The sequence below is a fragment of the Streptomyces sp. NPDC039430 genome, assembly GCF_055639435.1.
The window spans coordinates 1,053,059-1,070,426 of the sequence record NZ_JBVKAK010000001.1 but is presented as its reverse complement, the minus strand read 5'-3'; the positions used below and the strand labels follow the sequence as shown (position 1 = coordinate 1,070,426).

The 17,368-nt window shown below is 69.4% G+C and carries 14 protein-coding genes; 13 read left to right on the top strand and 1 reads right to left on the bottom strand.

The window, feature by feature from the left end:
- The first annotated feature begins 293 nt into the window (after positions 1-293).
- Positions 294-575, top strand: a complete 282-nt coding sequence (locus tag ACZ7LS_RS04605) for an HU family DNA-binding protein (protein WP_004571953.1) — start codon at positions 294-296, stop codon at positions 573-575.
- 181 nt (positions 576-756) lie between these two features.
- Here ACZ7LS_RS04605 and murA read toward each other — a convergent pair whose 3' ends face one another.
- Complete coding sequence (gene murA / locus ACZ7LS_RS04600) at positions 757-2,097, bottom strand: UDP-N-acetylglucosamine 1-carboxyvinyltransferase (protein WP_382531067.1); 1,341 nt, start codon at positions 2,095-2,097, stop codon at positions 757-759.
- A 274-nt stretch (positions 2,098-2,371) separates the two neighbouring features.
- Here murA and ACZ7LS_RS04595 point away from each other — a divergent pair, with 274 nt between their 5' ends.
- From ACZ7LS_RS04595 to ACZ7LS_RS04540, 12 genes are all read left to right on the top strand, one after another.
- The gene (locus tag ACZ7LS_RS04595) at positions 2,372-2,932 is read left to right on the top strand and encodes a YqgE/AlgH family protein (RefSeq protein ID WP_382531065.1); all 561 of its coding nucleotides are present in this window, start codon (positions 2,372-2,374) and stop codon (positions 2,930-2,932) included.
- A gap of 161 nt (positions 2,933-3,093) precedes the next feature.
- Positions 3,094-3,399 (top strand): DUF3039 domain-containing protein, encoded by a 306-nt coding sequence (locus ACZ7LS_RS04590; RefSeq protein ID WP_385136704.1) that lies wholly within the window; start codon positions 3,094-3,096, stop codon positions 3,397-3,399.
- Positions 3,400-3,607: 208 nt separating this feature from the next.
- A complete protein-coding gene (locus ACZ7LS_RS04585; RefSeq protein WP_382521139.1) occupies positions 3,608-4,912 on the top strand; it encodes an extracellular solute-binding protein in 1,305 nt (434 codons plus the stop codon).
- 5 nt (positions 4,913-4,917) lie between these two features.
- Positions 4,918-5,907: a carbohydrate ABC transporter permease gene (locus ACZ7LS_RS04580; protein ID WP_382521141.1), complete on the top strand. Its 990-nt coding sequence runs from the start codon at positions 4,918-4,920 to the stop codon at positions 5,905-5,907.
- A 2-nt stretch (positions 5,908-5,909) separates the two neighbouring features.
- Positions 5,910-6,743, top strand: coding sequence for a carbohydrate ABC transporter permease (locus tag ACZ7LS_RS04575; protein WP_356508833.1), 834 nt, complete (start codon positions 5,910-5,912; stop codon positions 6,741-6,743).
- Positions 6,744-6,754: 11 nt separating this feature from the next.
- Positions 6,755-8,416, top strand: a complete 1,662-nt coding sequence (locus ACZ7LS_RS04570) for a beta-N-acetylhexosaminidase (RefSeq protein ID WP_382521143.1) — start codon at positions 6,755-6,757, stop codon at positions 8,414-8,416.
- A gap of 294 nt (positions 8,417-8,710) precedes the next feature.
- The gene (locus tag ACZ7LS_RS04565; protein ID WP_382521145.1) at positions 8,711-9,607 is read left to right on the top strand and encodes an FAD binding domain-containing protein; all 897 of its coding nucleotides are present in this window, start codon (positions 8,711-8,713) and stop codon (positions 9,605-9,607) included.
- Positions 9,604-11,208, top strand: coding sequence for a (2Fe-2S)-binding protein (locus ACZ7LS_RS04560; RefSeq protein ID WP_385132407.1), 1,605 nt, complete (start codon positions 9,604-9,606; stop codon positions 11,206-11,208). Before ACZ7LS_RS04565 ends, ACZ7LS_RS04560 begins: the two co-directional genes overlap by 4 nt.
- Positions 11,205-13,517: a xanthine dehydrogenase family protein molybdopterin-binding subunit gene (locus ACZ7LS_RS04555; protein WP_382521149.1), complete on the top strand. Its 2,313-nt coding sequence runs from the start codon at positions 11,205-11,207 to the stop codon at positions 13,515-13,517. Before ACZ7LS_RS04560 ends, ACZ7LS_RS04555 begins: the two co-directional genes overlap by 4 nt.
- Before the next feature lie 250 nt (positions 13,518-13,767).
- Positions 13,768-14,205 (top strand): hypothetical protein, encoded by a 438-nt coding sequence (locus ACZ7LS_RS04550; RefSeq protein ID WP_385132410.1) that lies wholly within the window; start codon positions 13,768-13,770, stop codon positions 14,203-14,205.
- Positions 14,206-14,218: 13 nt separating this feature from the next.
- On the top strand, positions 14,219-16,591 hold the full coding sequence (locus ACZ7LS_RS04545; protein ID WP_385132413.1) for a hypothetical protein: 2,373 nt from the start codon (positions 14,219-14,221) through the stop codon (positions 16,589-16,591).
- 16 nt (positions 16,592-16,607) lie between these two features.
- Positions 16,608-17,297, top strand: a complete 690-nt coding sequence (locus ACZ7LS_RS04540; RefSeq protein ID WP_385132415.1) for a hypothetical protein — start codon at positions 16,608-16,610, stop codon at positions 17,295-17,297.
- Positions 17,298-17,368: the final 71 nt, after the last annotated feature.

The window sequence follows — 17,368 nt, the reverse complement described above, 5'->3', positions numbered from 1 at the left end:
CCATGAGCACCGCCGCTCCAGGGAGGTTTTCAGGGCCTCCGGCGGGCTCAAGGGCCCCAAGGCTCCAAGGAGTCTCCACAGAGTCGACGGAACGTCACGACGACGAGGCAGTGGCGCTTTTCGTGTGACTCCGGAGGGTGCCGGATTGGCTTTCCCGCCGCTGGTGGGGGCAGGATGCGTATTCGGGCGCGAGGGTCTGTCAGCAGACCCGGGTCCGGGGACTGTCCGAGGGCCCTGGCAGCATCGGCTTCGATCTCACGCCTTACAGGCAAGAAGAACACGGGAGTAACAACATGAACCGCAGTGAGCTGGTGGCCGCCCTGGCCGACCGCGCCGAGGTGACCCGCAAGGACGCCGACGCTGTGCTGGCCGCTCTCGCCGAGACGGTCGGTGAGGTCGTCGCCAAGGGCGACGAGAAGGTCACCATCCCCGGCTTCCTGACCTTCGAGCGCACCCACCGTGCCGCTCGGACCGCTCGTAACCCGCAGACCGGCGACCCGATCCAGATCCCGGCCGGCTACAGCGTGAAGGTCTCCGCGGGCTCCAAGCTCAAGGAAGCCGCCAAGGGCAAGTAACACCCATAGGCGACACGCAGGGGCGGCCACCCGAACCGGGTGGCCGCCCCTGGTGTGTGCGGCCGTCTGGGGGCCGTCAGAAGCCGCCCAGGGGCGCCCGCCGGCCCCGGGGACGCCGTCGGCCCCGCTCCGGGGAGAGCGGGGCCGACGGTGTGACGGGTGCGAGGGGTGTGACGGTGCGTCAGACGAGCGCGCCGCCCGGCAGCTCGACCTTCGCGCCCAGCTCGACGAGCTTGTCCATGAAGTTCTCGTAGCCGCGGTTGATCAGGTCGATGCCGTGGACCCGCGACGTGCCCTGCGCCGCCAGCGCCGCGATCAGATACGAGAAACCGCCGCGCAGGTCGGGAATGACCAGATCCGCGCCCTGGAGCCGGGTCGGGCCCGACACCACCGCGGAGTGCAGGAAGTTGCGCTGGCCGAAGCGGCAGTCCGAGCCGCCCAGGCACTCCCGGTAGAGCTGGATGTGCGCGCCCATCTGGTTGAGCGCGGAGGTGAAGCCCAGCCGCGACTCGTACACCGTCTCGTGGACGATGGAGAGCCCCGACGCCTGCGTCAGCGCCACCACCAGCGGCTGCTGCCAGTCGGTCTGGAAACCGGGGTGCACGTCCGTCTCCAGCGCGATCGCGTTGAGCGAGCCGCCCGGATGCCAGAACCGGATGCCCTCGTCGTCGATCTCGAAGGCGCCGCCGACCTTGCGGTAGGTGTTGAGGAACGTCATCATCGAGCGCTGCTGCGCGCCGCGGACGTAGATGTTGCCCTCGGTGGCCAGCGCCGCGGACGCCCAGGAGGCCGCCTCCAGACGGTCCGGCAGCGCCCGGTGCGTATACCCGTCCAGCCGGTCGACACCGGTGATCCGGATCGTCCGGTCGGTGTCCATGGAGATGATCGCGCCCATCTTCTGCAGCACGCAGATGAGGTCCTCGATCTCCGGCTCCACGGCGGCGTTGGACAGTTCGGTGACGCCCTCGGCGAGTACGGCCGTCAGCAGCACCTGCTCCGTCGAGCCGACCGAGGGGTACGGCAGCCGGATCTTCGTGCCGCGCAGCCGCTGCGGCGCCTCCAGGTACTGGCCGTCCTCGCGCTTCTCGATCGTCGCGCCGAACCGGCGCAGCACGTCGAAGTGGAAGTCGATCGGCCGGCCGCCGATGTCACAGCCGCCGAGACCCGGGATGAACGCGTGGCCGAGCCGGTGCAGCAGCGGTCCGCAGAAGAGGATCGGAATGCGCGACGAGCCCGCGTGGGCGTCGATGTCGGCGACATTGGCACTCTCGACATGGGTCGGGTCGAGGACCAGCTCGCCCGGTTCGTCGCCGGGGCGTACGGTCACGCCGTGCAATTGCAGCAGTCCCCGTACGACCCGTACGTCGCGGATGTCGGGCACATTGCGCAGTCTGCTCGGGCCGCTGCCGAGAAGCGCGGCGACCATGGCCTTCGGCACCAGGTTCTTCGCGCCGCGAACGCGGATCTCACCCTCCAGCGGGGTTCCGCCGTGAACAAGCATTACATCGTCTGTGCCGGTCATGAATCTCGCGTTCCGGAGTGGGCGGGCGGGTGGCCAAGGAAAAGGGTAAGGGGCCGGGACCCCGGTCCCGTAAGGCCAGGGGAGCGGCCGGCACACACGTGACACGTAATTGAAGCGGTTCGACACGTACGGTTCCCGCTTACTCGCGGAGGGTCACCATTCCAATTTCCGGGAAATCGCGCACTCCCTTCGGCGCCGTGTGTGCTGAGCTGCGTTCACGCGTACTGTGCCGGGCGCGCCCCGCGCGCGGCGAATTTGCGGGATCATGTCTCGCATGACCGAGGTGTCCTCGCTCACAGGGCGGCTGCTTGTCGCGACTCCCGCCCTGGCCGACCCGAATTTCGACCGCGCGGTGGTGCTCCTGCTCGATCACGACGAGGAGGGCTCGCTCGGCGTGGTCCTCAACAGGCCCACGCCCGTGGGTGTCGCGGACATCCTGGAGTCCTGGGGGGAGCTGGCGGGGGAGCCCGGCGTGGTCTTCCAGGGCGGTCCCGTCTCGCTGGACTCGGCCCTCGGCCTCGCCGTGATCCCAGGCGGCGAGGGGCCGTTGGGGTGGCGCAGGGTGTACGGGGCGATCGGCCTCGTCGATCTGGAGACCCCGCCCGAGCTGCTCGCGCGGGCGCTCGGCTCGCTGCGGATCTTCGCCGGCTACGCGGGCTGGGGCCCCGGCCAGCTGGAGGAGGAGCTGCGCGAAGGAGCCTGGTACGTCGTCGAGTCGGAGCCGGGCGACGTGTCGTCGCCGAGCCCGGAGAGTCTGTGGCGGGCGGTGCTGCGCAGACAGCGCAGCGAGCTGGCCATGGTCGCGACATATCCGGATGATCCGTCCCTCAACTGACGATCCGGACGGCTCGGCCCGTTCCGTCGGCGCGCCGATCGCTCCGGCCGTCGCCGCTCGGCGTGTCGTCGGCGTGTCGGCGCGATGCGTGAGCGTGCGGCTCCGGAGTGCATGGACCCGGAGCCTCCGGGATCCCCCGGGCGTGGGTACCCTTGGCTGTTATGAGCACTCTTGAGCCCGAGCGCGGGGCAGGTACGGGAACCCTCGTGGAGCCGACACCTCAGGTGTCGCACGGCGACGGCGACCACGAGCGCTTCGCCCACTACGTCCAGAAGGACAAGATCATGGCGAGTGCCCTCGACGGCACTCCCGTGGTCGCACTGTGCGGAAAGGTCTGGGTGCCGGGGCGCGACCCCAAGAAGTACCCGGTCTGTCCGATGTGCAAGGAGATCTACGAGTCCATGGGTCCCGGCGGGGACAAGGGCAAGGGCAAGGACAAGGGCGGCAAGGACAGCGGCAAGAAGTAGCGACCGCTGGTCCACCGTCGGAGACGGCCTCCGGGGCGCACGCACGCGTGCGCCCCGGAGGCCGTCCCGCGTTGTGGGGGGTGGCCTGCGGTCACAGATTGGTTGAGACCACTTGTCGGCGACTTCCAGCCGCGCTTAATCTCCTGCGAGTTGTGCAGCACGAAACGTTCGTTGCGCATGGTGCAACGCCGACCCGTAGGGATCCCGGATGAAGCTTTCCTCCCGCATGGCCTTCCCGGTGGCGGCACTCGCCCTCGCCGGCCTCACCGCCACCGCCTGCGCCCCGCAGACCTCCGACACCAGCGCGACGAAGGACGAGAAGAGCGGCACGCTGCGCGTCTGGCTCTTCCAGGAAGTCAACAACAAGCCCAAGGAGCAGGTCGTCGACGCCGCGGTCGCCGCCTTCGGCGAGAAGCACGAGGGCACGAAGGTCGAGATCGAGTACATCCCGGTCGAGACCCGCGCCCAGCGCATCAAGGCAGCCTTCAACGATCCGAAGAGCGCGCCCGACCTGATCGAATACGGCAACACCGACACGGCCGGATACGTCAAGGACGGCGGACTCGCCGACGTCACCAAGGAGTTCGAGGCCTGGGACGAGGCCAAGGACACCGACCCGACCGCCCGGGAGTCCGTCACGGTCGACGGCAAGATCTACGGAGCGCCGCTCTTCGTCGGCGTCCGCGCGCTCTACTACCGCACCGACGTCTTCAAGGAGTTGGGGATAACCGCCCCCAAGTCGCAGGCCGAACTCATCGCCACGGCCAAGAAGGTCCACAAGGCGAAGCCGGAGCTGTACGGGCTCGCGGTCGGCGGCGCGTACACCTACGGCGCGATGCCGTTCCTCTGGGCGAACGGCGGCGAACTGGCGGAGGAGAGCGGCGGTACGTACAAGGCCGCGGTCAACAGCCCGGCCGCCCGCAAGGGCATCGAGGCGTACACCTCCCTCTTCGGCGACGACAACTGTCCGGCCGCCAAGTGCGCCTCGATGGGCGGCAACGCGACGGTGACCGCCTTCGCGTCCGGGAAGGCCGCGATGGCGATCGGCGGCGACTTCAGCCACCAGGCCGTCGAGGCGGGCACGGTGAAGGGCAAGTACGCGGTCGTGCCGCTGCCCGGCGTCGAGGCGGGCTCGGTCGCGCCGGCCTTCGCGGGCGGCAACAACATCGGCGTACTGAAGAGCAGCGCGCGCCGCACGCTCGCCGTCGACCTGATGAAGTCGTTCACCGGCAAGGAGACCCAGGCCAAGCTGTTCGACGCGATGGGCTTCCTGCCCACGTACACGGACGTACTGGCCGACTCCGCGAAGAAGCAGCCGTTCATCGAACCCTTCGTCACGACCCTGGACGCGGGCGCCAAGTTCGTCCCCGCGTCACCGGGCTGGGCGCAGATCGACTCCTCGCTCGTCCTGCCGACGATGTTCCAGGAGATCGTCAGCGGCCGTAAGGACGTCGCCGCGGCGTCGGACGACGCGGCGAAGAAGATGGACGCGGCGTTCTCGTCCGCGGGCTGAACGCCATGACGACCGAAGCCGGCCGGATCGAATCCGGCCGTAAGGCCACCGGGGGGCAGGGGCCCGTCCGCGAGGCCCGGCAGGCACCCCGTGAGGCCCGGCGGACCCCCCGCCGGGCCGGCCGGGCCGGCTGGACCCCCTGGCTCTATCTCGCGCCCGCGCTCGTCGTCCTCGGCGGGCTGCTGGTCTACCCGATCTACCAACTCGGCCTGATCTCGTTCCTGGAGTACACCCAGGCACAGGTCAGCGGCGGGGAACCGACCTCCTTCAAGGGCTTCGGCAACTACACCGCGCTCTTCGGCGACAGCCAGTTCTGGCAGGTGCTGCTGGCGACCGTGCTGTTCGCCGCGGCGTGTGTCGTCGCCACCCTCGCGGTCGGCTGCGCGCTCGCCGTCCTGCTGACGCGCGTACGGGCCGTGCCGCGGCTCGCGCTGATGCTCGCCGCGCTCGGCGCCTGGGCCACGCCCGCGATCACCGGCTCCACGGTCTGGGTGTTCCTCTTCGACCCGGACTACGGCCCGGTCAACCGGCTGCTGGGGCTCGGCGACTTCTCCTGGACGTACGGCCGCTACAGCGCCTTCGCGCTCGTCCTGTTCGAAGTGGTGTGGTGCTCGTTCCCGTTCGTGATGGTGACCGTCTACGCGGGCATCAAGGCCATCCCCGGCGAGGTGCTGGAGGCGGCCTCGCTCGACGGCGCCTCGCAGTGGCGGATCTGGCGGTCGGTCACCGCGCCCATGCTGCGGCCGATCCTGGTGGTCGTCACCATCCAGTCGATCATCTGGGACTTCAAGGTCTTCACGCAGATCTATGTGATGACGAACGGCGGCGGAATCGCCGGCCAGAATCTCGTGCTCAATGTCTACGCCTATCAGCAGGCCTTCGCGTCCTCGCAGTACAGCCTGGGCTCGGCGATCGGCGTGATCATGCTGCTGATTCTGCTGGCCGTCACGCTCGTCTATCTGCGACTGATCCGACGCCGGGGAGAAGAACTGTGAACCTGCTCGGTATTCGCCGTCCCTGGCGGCTGCTGGCGGAGGCATCGGCCCTCGTCATCGCCGTGATCGTGGCTTTTCCGCTGTACTGGATGGTCCTCTCCGCGTTCAAACCGGCCGGTGAGATCCAGTCCACGGAAGCCCGTCCCTGGACGCTCTCGCCGTCGCTCGACTCGTTCCGCCGGGTCTTCGAACAGCAGGAATTCGGGAGGTACTTCCTCAACAGCCTGGCGGTCGCGGGAACGGTCGTGATCGCCTCCGCGCTCATCGCGTTCCTGGCCGCCACGGCCGTGACCCGGTTCCGTTTCCGATTCCGTACGACCCTCCTCATCATGTTCCTCGTCGCGCAGATGGTGCCGATCGAGGCGCTGGCCATCCCGCTGTTCTTCCTGATGCGGGACGCCGGGCTGCTCAATACGCTCGGCTCGCTCGTCCTGCCGCATCTCGCCTTCTCGCTTCCGTTCGCCATCTGGATGCTGCGCGGATTCGTCAAGGCCGTCCCCGAGGCGCTGGAGGAGGCCGCGTACATCGACGGCGCGAGCCGTACCCGGTTCCTGTGGCAGATCCTTTTCCCGCTGGTCTTCCCCGGGCTTGTCGCGACGAGTGTCTTCTCCTTCATCTCGACCTGGAACGACTTCCTGTTCGCCAAGTCCTTCATCATCAGCGACACCTCGCAGTCGACCCTTCCGATGGCGCTGCTGGTCTTCTTCAAACCGGACGAGAACGACTGGGGCGGGATCATGGCCGCGTCTACGGTGATGACCGTTCCCGTACTGGTTTTCTTTGTGCTCGTACAACGGCGTCTGGTCTCCGGACTCGGCGGCGCCGTCAAGGATTAGAGGTGGACTTCATGGATCTGATCCCGGACCCCAGGCGGGCCTGGCCGGCACAGCCCGGAGCGGGTGTCTTCCCGCTCGACGGCGAGACCGTGATCGAGGCGCAGCCCGGCACGGAGGGCGTGGCGCGGTGGTTCCGCACCGCCGTCGGAGCCGCGACGGGGCTGCCGTTCGCGGACGACGCCGGTGTCATCGGCGCCGAGGACAACCGGATCGTCCTGGGGATCAGCCCGGACATCGCACGCGAACTGGGCCCCGAGGGGTACCGGATCAGCGTCGACGCCGAGGCGATCCGTATCGAGGGCGGCGCCGCGGCAGGGGTCTTCTGGGGCGCGCAGACCGTCCGCCAGCTGCTCGGGCCCGACGCGTACCGCAGGGCGCCGCTGGACCCCGCGCGCGCGTGGTCCGTACCGATGACCCTCATCGAGGACGCGCCCCGCTTCGGCTGGCGGGGGCTGATGCTCGACGTGTCACGCCACTTCATGCCCAAGGACGGCGTCCTGCGCTATCTGGACCTGCTCGCCGCCCACAAGCTGAATGTCTTCCACTTCCATCTCACCGACGACCAGGGCTGGCGCGTCGAGATCAAGAAGTATCCGGGACTGACGGAAGTCGGCTCCTGGCGCTCGCGCACCAAATGGGGCCACCGCGCCTCCGAGCTCTGGGAGGAGAAGCCGCACGGCGGTTACTACACCCAGGACGACATCCGCGAGATCGTCGCGTACGCCGCCGAGCGGCATATCACCGTCGTCCCCGAGATCGATATCCCGGGGCATTCGCAGGCCGCCATCGCCGCGTATCCGGAACTCGGCAACACCGATGTCGTCGACACGACCTCCCTCACCGTCTGGGACACCTGGGGCGTTACCGCGAACGTACTCGCCCCCACCGACAACACCCTGCGGTTCTACGAGGACGTCTTCGAGGAACTGCTCACGCTCTTCCCCTCCACCTTCATCCACGTCGGGGGCGACGAGTGCGTCAAGGACCAGTGGAAGGAGTCACCGGCGGCCCAGGAAAGGATCGCGCGGCTCGGTCTGGCCGGCGAGGACGAGCTCCAGTCCTGGTTCATCCGGCACTTCGACCGCTGGCTCACCGACCGCGGCCGGCGGCTGATCGGCTGGGACGAGATCCTGGAAGGCGGTCTGGCGCCGGGCGCGGCCGTGTCGTCCTGGCGCGGCTACGCGGGCGGGATCGCCGCCGCGAAGGCCGGCCACGACGTCGTCATGTGCCCCGAGCAGCAGGTGTACCTGGACCACCGCCAGGCCGCGGGCGACGACGAGCCGATGCCCATCGGGTACGTACGCACCCTGGAGGACGTCTACCGGTTCGAACCCGTGCCGCCGCAGCTCACCGAGGAGGAGGCGGCCCATGTCCTCGGCACCCAGGCCAATGTCTGGACCGAGGTGATGCAGGACAGCTCCCGCGTCGACTACCAGGTCTTCCCGCGGCTCGCCGCCTTCGCCGAAGTCGCCTGGTCGGACCTCCCGGCCCCCGCCGAACGTGATTTCGCCGACTTCGAGCAGCGCATGACGGAGCACTACCGGCGCCTTGACGCGTTCGGGGTCGAATACCGGCCGCCCGGCGGTCCGTTGCCCTGGCAGCGCCGCCCCGCCCCCAACGGAGACAATGCCAGCCTGGGGCGCCCGATCGAGGGAGCGCCCCCAAACGTGTGAGCCCACGGGGAGATGGCCACCCCGGAACGGTGTCCCTGGGACCGTGGTAGTTCGTACGGATGAGTAATCCGTATGGACAAGTCGCACAACGACCGCTGAAGAGTGGCATTCCGTATGTGACGGCGAAGAGGTGCGAAACCGGACCTTCCCCCTGGTGGGGGACGGATACGTCCTTCGCGGACCCTCGCGTCGGGCGGACCGGAAGATGTGCCAGAGTTGCCACGTCCGGTCTGTGAGCACGTACGGTACGGCAACACAGGCGGGAGACCGGGACACCGGAAAGGGGCAGCTGGGTTGACCACGCACGCACCGCAGACGGCGCAGTTCGTGACGCTGCCGGCCTCGCTCGACGAGGCCGTGGCGGCGCTCACCGCGATGCCTGCCGCCGTGCCCGTCGCGGGTGGAACCGATCTCATGGCGGCCGTCAACAAGGGCCAGCTGCGGCCCGCGGGACTCGTCGGCCTCGGTCGGATCAGCGAGCTGCGCGGCTGGCACTACCAGGACGGTCACGCCCTCCTCGGCGCCGGACTCACCCACGCGCGCATGGGCAGACCGGACTTCGCGGCCCTCATCCCCGCGCTCGCCGCGTCCGCGCGCGCCGCGGGCCCGCCCCAGATCCGTAACGCGGGGACGCTCGGCGGCAATATCGCCACCGCGGCCCCGACCGGCGACGCGCTGCCCGTGCTCGCCGCGCTGGAGGCCGATCTGGTGATCGGGGGACCCGGCGGCGCGCGCCGTGAGATCCCCGTCTCGCATCTGCTGGCCGGCCGCGAGATGCTCGCGCCCGCCGAACTCATCGGCTTCGTACGGGTGCCGCTGCTGCACGCCCCCCAGGTCTTCCTCAAGGCGACCGGACGGACGGGGCCAGGCCGGGCCACCGCGTCCGTGGCCGTCGTGCTGGACCCGGCGCGGCGCGGCGTGCGGTGCGCGGTCGGCGCGATCGCGCCGATGCCGCTGCGCCCGCTGGAGGCGGAGCGCTGGATCGCCTCACTGATCGACTGGGACGGCGCGCGCGGGCTCGCGCAGGAGGCGCTCGCCGCCTTCGGCGAGTACGTCGCCGCGGCCTGTATCCCGGACCCGCCCGCGCCGGCCGACGGGGGCGAAGTGCCCCCGCCGTCGCCCGCCGTACTGCATCTGCGGCGCACGGTCGCCGCACTGGCCCGACGAGCACTGGGGAGGGCGCTGTCGTGACCACCAACGAGAACTCCGGTAACGGCTCGGGGGCCCCCGAGGGGCAGGGCGGCTGGCAGCCGGTCCCGCAGGGCGGGGAGTACGACGGCGAGTCGACCGCCTTCGTGCACCTGCCCCCCGAGGACACCTTCGACGCGCCGCTGGCCGCGCCGGGGCATGGGTACGTACCGCCGCAGATCGTGCCGCCGGCGCAGCTCGACCCGTCGGTGGCCGACGGCCAGGGCGGGGTCCACTGGCCGGACCCGCAGCAGGGCGGAGCACAGGACCACGCGCCGTACGCGCAGGGCGGCTACGTCCAGGGCGGGTACGCGCAGGGCGGTTACGACCACGGCGGCTACGGACCCGGCGGCGGCTACGACCCGCAGGGGACGGGCCACTGGAACTTCAGCGACACGGGCGCGGGCAACGGCGGCGACGCCGGGGCGGGCGCGGGGCAGACCGCGGCGGGAGACACCGCGGGCGGATCCGAGCTGACCGGTCAGTGGACGATCCCGATCGCCCAGGGTGATCTTCCGGACGAATCCGGCGAGTTCAGCAAATCGGTGCTGGCGTCGCAGTGGAACGGCGGCAGCCCGCCGGCGACGCTGCCGGGCGGCGCCGCCGCGCCGTGGGCGACGGAACCGGCACCGTCCGGCGCGGACACCGGCGGATTCGCCGCCCCGGACAGCGCCGAGGCGCCGGGTGTCCAGGGGATCCCGGGCGTCCCGGAAGCCGTGGAGCCCGAGCCGTCCGCGCCCCTGCCGGACCCCGTACCGGACCTCGCGCACGAGCCCGGCCAGGGGACCGTGCGGGAGGCGGCGCCCGAGGCCGCCCCGGAGATCCCGGCCGGGCCCGACCACGCCTCCGAGCCCGTGGCGGAGACCGCGCCGGAGCCAGGACCGGAGACCGCGCCGGAGTCCGGACCCGAATCCGGCACCGCGCCGGAACCGGAACCGGTGCCGGAGCCCGAACCCGCCCCCCTCACCAGCAGCAACGACAGCGCCGAACACCCCTCCGGCGCCTACGTCCTGCGCGTCAACGGCGCCGACCGCCCCGTCACCGACGCCTGGATCGGCGAGTCGCTCCTGTACGTGCTGCGCGAGCGCCTCGGCCTCGCGGGCGCCAAGGACGGCTGCTCCCAGGGCGAATGCGGCGCCTGCAACGTCCAGGTCGACGGCCGGCTCGTCGCCTCCTGCCTCGTCCCCGCCGCCACCGCGGCCGGCTCCGAGGTCCGTACGGTCGAGGGACTGGCCGCCGACGGCGAACCCTCCGACGTCCAGCGGGCGCTGGCCAAGTGCGGGGCCGTGCAGTGCGGGTTCTGCGTCCCCGGCATGGCCATGACCGTCCACGACCTCCTGGAGGGCAACCACGCCCCCACCGAGCTGGAGACCCGCCAGGCGCTCTGCGGCAACCTATGCCGCTGCTCGGGCTACCGCGGCGTGCTCGACGCGGTGAGCGAGGTCGTCGCCGGGCGCAGGGCGAGCGCGGAGGCCGCCGCCGCGGCCTCGGAAGAAGCCCGTATCCCGCACCAGGCACCCCCAGGCGCCGGCGGCGCCCAGCCCCCGCACGCCGGCCCGCACCCCACCTCGCACCCGCACTCGCCCGACGGAGGCATGGCGTGAGCAACGACGCGGCCACCGGGACCCCGACGCTCGACGGCCCCCAGCAGGAGCCGCCCGCGCACGGCCTCGGCGCATCCCTCCCCCCGGCCGACGCGCGCGCGAAGACCGAGGGCACGTTCCCGTACGCCGCCGACCTGTGGGCCGAGGGCCTGCTGTGGGCGGCGATCCTGCGCTCGCCGCACCCGCACGCCCGTATCCTCTCGATCGACACCGCCGCGGCCGCCGAGATGCCGGGCGTACGCGCCGTCGTCACGCACGAGGACGTCCCGGGCGACTCGGCGTACGGCAGGCGGATCGCCGACCGTCCCGTGTTCGCCTCGGAGGTCGTACGCCACCACGGCGAGGCGATCGCCGCCGTCGCCGCCGACCACCCCGACACGGCCCGGCTCGCCGCCGCCGCCATCGCCGTCGAGTACGAGGTCCTCGACCCGGTGACCGACCCCGAGAAGGCGTTCGCCGCCGAGCCGCTGCACCCCGACGGCAATCTGATCCGCCACATCCCGCTGCGCTACGGCGATCCGGACATCACCGGCGAGGTCGTCGTGGAGGGGCTGTACCGCATCGGCCGCCAGGACCCGGCGCCCATCGGCGCCGAGGCGGGCCTCGCCGTACCGCGACCCGATGGCGGCGTCGAGATCTACACCGCCTCCACCGACCCGCACACCGACCGCGACCTGGCCGCCGCCTGCTTCGGCCTGGACCCCGACCGGGTGAAGGTCGTCGTCACCGGCGTCCCCGGCGCCACCGGCGACCGCGAGGACCCGGGCTTCCAGATCCCGCTCGGCCTGCTCGCGCTGCGCACCGGCTGCCCGGTCAAACTCGCCGCGACCCGCGAGGAGTCCTTCCTCGGCCACGCCCACCGCCACCCCACACTGCTGCGCTACCGCCACCACGCGGACGCCGAGGGCCGGCTCGTCAAGGTCGAGGCCCAGATCCTGCTGGACGCGGGCGCGTACGCGGACGCCTCGTCCGAGTCCCTCGCGGCGGCGGTCGCCTTCGCCTGCGGCCCCTACGTCGTCCCGCACGCCTTCATCGAGGGCTGGGCCGTCCGCACCAACAACCCGCCCTCCGGCCATGTGCGGGGCGAAGGCGCGATGCAGGTGTGCGCGGCGTACGAGGGCCAGATGGACAAGCTGGCGGCCAAGCTGGGCGTGGAACCGGCCGAACTGCGCCTGCGCAACGTCCTGGCCACCGGCGACATCCTGCCCACCAGCCAGACCGTGACCTGCCCGGCGCCCGTGGCCGAACTGCTCCGCTCCGTACGAGACTTCCCGCTGCCCCCCCTCCCCAAGGACACCCCCGAGGCGGCCTGGCTGCTGCCCGGCGGCCCCGAGGGCGCCGGCGAGCCGGGGGCCGTACGCCGCGGCGTCGGCTACGCGCTCGGCATGGTCCACATGCTCGGCGCGGAGGGCGCGGACGAGGTCTCCACGGCCACCGTCAAGGTCCACGACGGCGTGGCCACGGTCATCTGCGCGGCCGTCGAGACCGGGCAGGGTTTCGCCACCCTCGCCCGGCAGATCGTGCAGGAGACGCTGGGCATCGAGGAGGTCCACGTCGCCTCCGTCGACACGGACCAGCCCCCGGCGGGCCCGGCGGCCCACGGCCGGCACACCTGGGTCTCGGGCGGCGCGGTCGAGCGGGCGGCGAAGATGGTCCGTACGCAGCTGCTCCAGCCGCTGGCCCACAAGTTCGGGATGTCCACCGAGCTGCTCCAGATCACGGACGGCAAGATCACCTCGTACGACGGCGTGCTGTCCACGACGGTCACGGAGGCGATGGACGGCAAGGAACTCTGGGCGACGGCCCAGTGCCGCCCCCACCCCACCGAACCCCTCGACGCCTCGGGCCAGGGCGACGCCTTCGTGGGGCTGGCCTTCTGCGCGATCCGCGCGGTCGTGGACGTCGACATCGAGCTGGGCTCGGTCCGGGTCGTCGAGATGGCCGTGGCCCAGGACGTCGGGCGGGTCCTCAACCCGGCGCAGCTGGCCACCCGTATCGAGGCGGGCGTCACGCAGGGCATCGGCACGGCCCTGACGGAGAACCTCCGTACCACCCGCGGTGTCGTCCGCCGCCCCGACCTCACGGGGTACGCGCTTCCGACGTCCCTGGACGCGCCGGACATCCGTATCGTCAAGCTGGTCGAGGAACGCGACGTGGTGGCCCCCTTCGGCGCCAAACCCGCGAGCGCGGCCCCGGTGGTCACATCCCCGGCGGCGGTCGCCTCAGCGGTCCGCGCGGCCACGGGCCGGCCCATCAGCCGCCTCCCGATCCGCCCGCAGGCGGCGGTGGCGGCGCCCGCGGGCTCGTAGCGGGTTCGGCGGCGGGGATTCGTCAGCGTGATGGCGCACCGCGGGAGTCCACCGTCGCCCCGCAACCGCCCGCTGACGCCGGTACAGGGCCGGCACAGTACGTGACGCCGCCGGTCCAGTCGGTGATCGCGGCAGCCGGACCGGAGAGCAACTCGACTCGCCGGTCAACGAGTTGACTTCACTTTCTCCGCTTACTTGGATGGCCGTTGACTTGGACGAATGATCCGGTCGGCAGGGGAGGGGCTCGCCCGTGGTGTGGGAAGAGTGGGAGAATCTCAAGGGCGAGGTCACCGGGGAGAGTTCCGCGCGCATGCGGCTGAACCAGCTGCCGGGCGATCCAGGACCGACGGGCGGTGGCGGTGGCGCCGCCGACCTCAGCGTGAACCAGGACAGCCTTGGGCGGATCGGCAGTGCGGCCTATGACCTGCACGGCAGGCTCACGGCGGATGGCGGCCACGCCCGCACCAGCACGTCCGACGCGGCGGCGGCGCTGTCGGTCAGCGGCTTCGAGACAGGTCCGGCGATGCGGAAGGTGCACGACACCTGGAACGCGCAGCTGAAGACGCTGGTCGACGCCTGCGCGCACATTTCCAACCACCTCGACTACAGCGCCGCGCAGCATGCCAAGGACGAGGACGACATCAAGACCAGCCTCGGTGTGTCCCGGATCTCCGAGTATTTCAAGTAGTGGTGGAGCGCTCATGCCGACCTTCTATGACGTCTACCACGCCCCGCTGGGCAAACTGAAGACGGCGGCGGACGACTGGGCCGAGATGACCACGAAGCTGGAGACGCTCGCCGAGGACGCGCGCACGACGATGGCGGAAAAATCAAAGGACGAATACTGGCGGGGCGCCAATGCCTCGGTCACCAAACCGTTCATCGTCAAGACGGCCAAGGAATTCGATGACGCGGCGAAGGCGGCCAAGGGTATCGGGCTGATCCTGGAGGACGGGTACGCGGTCTTCAAGAAGGCGAAGGACGACCTCGCGAGGATCGTGGACACGGACGCCCCGGCCCAGTCATTGGTTGTCACCGCCTACGGGATGGTGGAGGCGCTGTATCCGCTGGAGGACGAGGTTCGTGGCCGCTTCGAAGCGGACTACGCGAAGAACTCCCGTGAGCAGCAGGCCAGGATCGAGTCCTTGCAGCGGCGTATCAACGCCATCGTGGAGACGTGCGACGAGGCGGATGTGGCGACAGCCAATGCGCTCAGGGCCAACATCACCGGCGATCAGCACAACTTCAGCGCGCCGAAGTACAAGAGCCTGGACGCGGAGGAGGCTCAGCGTGCCCTCGACCTGGCGAAGAAGGGCACCGACCTCACGCACACGGAGCTGCTGCGGCTCAACGAACTACTGAAGGACAATCACTCGTCCCGGGAGTTCTCCCGGACGTTCTACGACGGTCTTGGCGGCCCGAAGAAGTCACTTGAGTTCTTCGGGCAATTGGCCGGTGATACGTACGAGGGCACGAGGCAGGACAAGGAACGTCTCAAGGACATTCAGAGTCTGCAGAAAAACCTGGGACTCAACCTGGCCACAGCGACCGACCCGGCCGGGAAGAACGATACGTGGTCGAAGACCTGGTCGGACGAGATGCGCAAGCTCGGCGCCGAGCGTGTCCCGGTGACCAAGTACGACATGAACCCGCCGTACGGCTATCAGCTGCTCGGCGGAATCATGCGGTACGGGAACTACGACCCGAAGTTCCTCAACCCGATCGCCGAGCACGCGATTCAGCTTCAGCACAAGAACCCCGGCATGTTCGCCGAGACGAAGCCCACGGGCGGCTGGCAGACGAACGGGCTGAACCCGTCGGGCGTGCACGGGGCCGGATACGACCCGGTCGTCAGCATGCTGGAGGCGCTGGGGCACAGCCCGGAGGCGTCGAAGGAGTTCTTTACGAAGCCTCCGACGGCTTACAACGAGGACGGTTCCGTGAAGGACGGATTCCCGCCGGACTTGGGCACGAAGGACGACCGCGACATCGAGAGCTATCTGGACTACTTCGCGAATAAGGACTATAAATCGTTCCCCGATGTCGACGGTTCCTACGACCCGGACAACGCGGCCAAAGCCGCTGCCTATATGCCGGATGCGCTGGGACACGCTCTGGAATCGGCCACACTCGGCTATGCGTGGGACGACCCGAGTCCGAATTCTGTCCGAGACGCGACAACCGCAGAAGTCATGCAAAAAGTCGTGGCGAAGTACGGAGGGGATGCCGAACTTCTCAAGCATCAGGAGGCTCTGTCGGACAGTCTTGGCAACATAGGCGCCGGCTATATCGACGACATCAACTGGGGTTTGAAGGATCACCATCGGGACAGTGTGTTCGCGCCGGTAAAAAATCCCGATGCGCATGTGCTCCTTGCGCCTGACGACGCTCGCAAGTTCCTCGGGGTACTGGGCCAGCACCCTGACGCGTATGCCTCTGTCGCGACGGCGGAACGGATTTACACCGGCAGTGTGCTGGAGGCGCAGGTCGGTTCGGACGGCAAGGTCGATCAAGATCGGCAGGGGGAGGCACGCACGGTCGTGGGCATCGGCGCCGAGGTGCAGGGCATTCTCGATCAGTCGCGAGGCGACCAGATCGAGGCCGAGGGCCTGAAGAAGCACGAAGATTTCGAGAAAGCGCAGGAAAAGCGGTCCAGTTGGGTGGAGTTCGGTGCGACCTCGGTGATCGGTGCCGGCGCAGCGGCCGCCGGAGCGGCATTCCTGCCGGCCACGGCAGCCGCTGCCGGGGCGGCTGCCATTCTGGTTCCGCTCGCGGTCGACACGGGCAGCGGAGCGCTCGAACAGGTCGCCGCACAGATCATCGGTGACTGGTCGGACAATTCAATCGAAGAGCACAAGGAAAAGACTGAGGAGCTGACCGGGGAGCTGCGGGCAGCTGTTTTCGAGTCCGGTGAGTCCATGGCTCTGGCGCCTGGGCTGCATTTCATCGACCACTACGAACTCGATCGAGAAAGTGAATTCGGTGTGGAGTTGCAAGAATCAGCCGCTGCCGGTTATGGCTTCGGTAATAGGCGAGCGATTCAGCGTGGGCCCAGCCCTCAAACCGGTGAGTGAGAGAAGGACGGGACCGATGCGGACATGGAATGCGGTGCGCTCGGCGGGCATGGTGCTGATTATGGCTCTCGGCGTCGCGGCGTGTGGTAGCGACGATGAAGAGCCCCGATATATCAGTATCGAGGAAGTGTGCGATGGCATCTTCTCTGGTGATGCGGCGCGAGCTGCAGAGGTCATGATAGGCGATAAGACCGTCTCCGGGAGCCGTGATGGCACATTGGGAAAAATCGCATCTTCCATCAAGGAACTCTATGCCGATGGTCAAAATATCTACAAGGCTGGAGGTTATTGTAAGGTTGGCGGCAAGGAAGGTGGGGATGGCGAAATGGATATCGACTTCGGCCTCTACCGGGCGGATGACGTGTTGACTCCTTACAATCCAGAAAAGAATCCGTACCAGCTGGGAAAGCTAGCGTTTGCTGGATCCGAGCGTTCGAAGCTCTACTTTGAGTGTATGAGCCCTGAAATAGAGGGTTCGGACGAGCAGCCGGCGCGAGTTTATGCCAACTCAAGACTTGCGAACATCGGCAGCTGGGAAGTGGAGGACACCCGCGCCACGCGGGAAGCCCATCTCACCGTCCTGCACGCCGCCGCCCTCGCCGTGGCGAAGGAGTTGGGGTGCGAGGACAACGGAGGGCTGCCGGAGAAGGTGGTTCTGGAGCCGATAGCCGACCGAGCCGAACCGTCGGGCGCGCCCGCGACGTAGCGGTGGGAAGCAGGAAGCGGCCGCCCCCGAACGCTGGGGGCGGCCGCTGCCGTGTTCCTGGAGGCCGTGGC

Bases quoted from the DNA above. Each gene is read 5' to 3' on its own strand.
- ACZ7LS_RS04540 (WP_385132415.1), top strand. From the start codon at position 16,608: ATGCGGACATGGAATGCGGTGCGCTCGGCGGGCATGGTGCTGATTATG.
- ACZ7LS_RS04590 (WP_385136704.1), top strand. From the start codon at position 3,094: ATGAGCACTCTTGAGCCCGAGCGCGGGGCAGGTACGGGAACCCTCGTG.
- ACZ7LS_RS04605 (WP_004571953.1), top strand. From the start codon at position 294: ATGAACCGCAGTGAGCTGGTGGCCGCCCTGGCCGACCGCGCCGAGGTG.
- ACZ7LS_RS04585 (WP_382521139.1), top strand. From the start codon at position 3,608: ATGAAGCTTTCCTCCCGCATGGCCTTCCCGGTGGCGGCACTCGCCCTC.
- ACZ7LS_RS04570 (WP_382521143.1), top strand. From the start codon at position 6,755: ATGGATCTGATCCCGGACCCCAGGCGGGCCTGGCCGGCACAGCCCGGA.
- ACZ7LS_RS04545 (WP_385132413.1), top strand. From the start codon at position 14,219: ATGCCGACCTTCTATGACGTCTACCACGCCCCGCTGGGCAAACTGAAG.
- murA (WP_382531067.1), bottom strand. From the start codon at position 2,097: ATGACCGGCACAGACGATGTAATGCTTGTTCACGGCGGAACCCCGCTG.
- ACZ7LS_RS04595 (WP_382531065.1), top strand. From the start codon at position 2,372: ATGACCGAGGTGTCCTCGCTCACAGGGCGGCTGCTTGTCGCGACTCCC.
- ACZ7LS_RS04580 (WP_382521141.1), top strand. From the start codon at position 4,918: ATGACGACCGAAGCCGGCCGGATCGAATCCGGCCGTAAGGCCACCGGG.